At 32.5% G+C, this 2831-nt stretch carries 3 protein-coding genes; all 3 read left to right on the top strand.

The annotated features are described in order from the left end of the window. Nucleotides 1–821 precede the first annotated feature (821 nt). The 3 genes from V7077_RS27615 (at nt 822) to V7077_RS27605 (ending at nt 2417) form a co-directional block, all read left to right on the top strand. The gene (locus V7077_RS27615; RefSeq protein WP_335507952.1) at nt 822–1154 is read left to right on the top strand and encodes a hypothetical protein; all 333 of its coding nucleotides are present in this window, start codon (nt 822–824) and stop codon (nt 1152–1154) included. 295 nt (nt 1155–1449) lie between these two features. Continuing rightward, on the top strand, nt 1450–1632 hold the full coding sequence (locus V7077_RS27610) for a DUF4083 family protein (protein WP_335507950.1): 183 nt from the start codon (nt 1450–1452) through the stop codon (nt 1630–1632). A gap of 287 nt (nt 1633–1919) precedes the next feature. Further along, complete coding sequence (locus V7077_RS27605) at nt 1920–2417, top strand: AAA family ATPase (protein WP_335507948.1); 498 nt, start codon at nt 1920–1922, stop codon at nt 2415–2417. The last annotated feature ends 414 nt before the right edge of the window (nt 2418–2831 follow it).

Raw genomic sequence — 2831 nt, 5'->3', positions numbered from 1 at the left:
ATAGTTATGCGTTCCTTGGACTTAAACCTTTTCGTTGATAATAGTTGAGCAGTTTCTTATTAAACTAACGGATGTTTTACTTCAATAAGAACTCTGGTAGAGGGTTTTATATGATTTATTCATTAATAAGAAGTTGTATATGGAAATTGAAAATACCATTAATTACCTATAGGGCTGTTTAATTAAACAATCACGTATTGTAAAAGGGATTAATATAAAAAGAATACAGAGAGGTAAACTAAAGAAAAAGTTAGGAGTGATTTATATGGGTTTCTTTGGTAATCGGAAAGAAAAACGACGTGAGAACAAAACTCAAAGGGGAATATGTCCCGATTGCTCAGGTAGAGGATTTTATTCTTCAGGTTTTGAATCTGTTCATGTTCAAGATTGTAACACTTGTTTGGGTACAGGAAAGGCATCTATAAGGGATTTTTAGTTAGCTAGATCATTTTTCATTTCATCTCAATTCCGCAAAAAAAGCATAATCCTTTATTAGATCATGCAGCTAAGACTTTGCCTTATTAAAATAGATTTATTCGTTTGGCAGAATTCTATATCAGTTTCATTTAATATAAAGCCTTAATATTTTCCAGACACCAAGACATACAAGAGTTTAAGATGGGATCGCTGCAGCGGTCTCTTCTTTTTTTTGCTAACGCGGCATGATTGTTCAATAAGAAAACACAAAAGGATTGAGCATTTACTGTAAAATAAGATTAGACGAATTAAAACTCAAAAAATGTTATGCGAAAAATGGAAGTGATTCACATGAATAAAATTTTACGTAACACTTGATTATTAAAAATCTAAGGAGTGATATATTGAAAGAACGTAAAACAGCAATAATTCCTTTGTTCATATTTTTTGCATTACCTATTCCGTTTTCTTTAGTGTCTTGGATTGGCACTATAATGTCTGTTGCAGATGCCGGTATGATGGATGTGTCAAGGTTTAGTGATTTTATAGAAGGGATAGTAGCCTTAATTACAATGTTAATAGCAGGAACATATTTAGGTACATATATTATTTCGTTAAATAAAACACTAAAGAATAAAAAAATTTCGCTAATCAGTTTTTTGCCAATCTTACATATTATTTTGTTCATTATATTTTGCGCTATATGGTCGTGGCTTAATGCAATTTATAAAGTATAAAGTTTACAATATGAAAAAAGGAATTTAATATTTGTAGTAAAATCTTGAAATTGATAAAATGTGAAGTTAAGGTTAATTCACATTATTTTTATATTATGATATAGGATCTCAGTTAACTTCAAAACTAGTTTGTGAAAAAATTCACTTAAACAATAGGGTGCGATGCTTTAACAAGGCATCGCTTTTCTTGAAGCTAACTTGTTTAACAAAAATTCAAAAGTAAATTAAGGTTTTTTATGATATCCTAGAAGGAAGAAAATTACAATGCAAAAATCTCAAAAAGGTGATTATAAGTATGTCAAATATTGGTGATGTTATTTTCCAATTAATTGTCGTTTCTATTCCTATTCTTTTAGTTGTTTTTATTATTATACTCATTCGTTCTTTAAAGAAGAGAAAAGAACAACTAAAACGAATTGAAGACAAATTGGATAAGGTCACAGAACTAAATCAAGATAAGAATAATAGTTTAATCTAATTCATTTAACGGATGCAATAGTGGGAAGGAAGCGGAGAGTTTCCGTTGCCTTTTTCCATTGTATTAACGTTTAAAAAACCGTTTAGCTATAGGTCATGGAAAAGGAGATAAAGAAAGAGAAGTCTGTTTTAATATCCGTTGTGAAATATGCTTAAAATGGAGAACCCCGAAAAATACCAGTTATTCAACTATAGGGTCAGGTTTGTTAAAGAAGGAATATATTCAAAATTGGTAGAATAACTAAATTGGTATAAATCTTAACGTCTAAGGGGCGGGGGTTAAAAAATATGAAACAATTAGGGACGCTGTACTTTTTCTGTGGGAAAATGGGAGCTGGAAAATCAACTAAATCAAAACAATTGGCAATAGATAAACATGCCGTACTGTTGTCTGAGGATGAATGGCTTTCATCACTTTATCCCAATCAGATTGCATCATTTGACGATTACCTAAAATTCTCGGCGCAGATTAAGCCGTTGGTGAAAAAGCATGTCCAAAACATATTATGTGTCGGTACAAATGTAGTGATGGATTTTCCAGCTAACACTCAAAAACTGCGAAAGTGGTTTTTGGATACGGCGTCAGAGGTCAATGCAAGTCATCAACTAATTTTCCTTAACCTAAATAACGAGCAATGCTTACGTCAGATTGCAAAAAGGCGTATCGAACTACCCGAGAGAGCAGCTTTTGACACGGAAGCGGTATTTAATCATGTTACTAAATTTTTTGAAGCACCAGAGGCATCTGAGGGTTTAAATATTTTAGAGTTTAGCGGAAAAGAATAACAAGGAATTTAATAATTCGTGTGTATAGAGTACCTTTTGTTCTGGGAGGTGCTCTATATGATATCTAGAAAGTAGATTTTGAGCTCATTGATTATACAGAAAGGAGAAATCCGTGTGGATTTTTTCGCTGTTCAGAAGAGAAATAAAGTATGAAGACTTTTTTACAAAAGCTACTAAATATGACTATTGCTTTCAAAGAAAAATAGCGATACAGATAATGAATATGGCTGTTAACCAACCATTCTATAACAGAGAAATATCAAGTGGCTTTATTTATTAGGCTGTGTTAATCTTGAATGTTGATTTCCGCTCCAGGCGGCTTCGCTTTCCTCGGGCGTGCTGGGGAGCCTCCTTGGCGCACTTGCACCTGTGGGGCCCATTAGAATGGGAAAATAAAGTCGGCAATTAATATTT

It is taken from the genome of Neobacillus vireti (assembly GCF_036962465.1).
Classification (GTDB): Bacteria; Bacillota; Bacilli; order Bacillales; family Cytobacillaceae; genus Neobacillus; species Neobacillus vireti_B.
Note: the sequence above shows the minus strand (reverse complement) of the source record. Positions and strands in the feature narration are given on the sequence as shown.

Bases quoted from the DNA above. Each gene is read 5' to 3' on its own strand.
- V7077_RS27610 (WP_335507950.1), top strand. From the start codon at position 1,450: ATGTCAAATATTGGTGATGTTATTTTCCAATTAATTGTCGTTTCTATT.
- V7077_RS27605 (WP_335507948.1), top strand. From the start codon at position 1,920: ATGAAACAATTAGGGACGCTGTACTTTTTCTGTGGGAAAATGGGAGCT.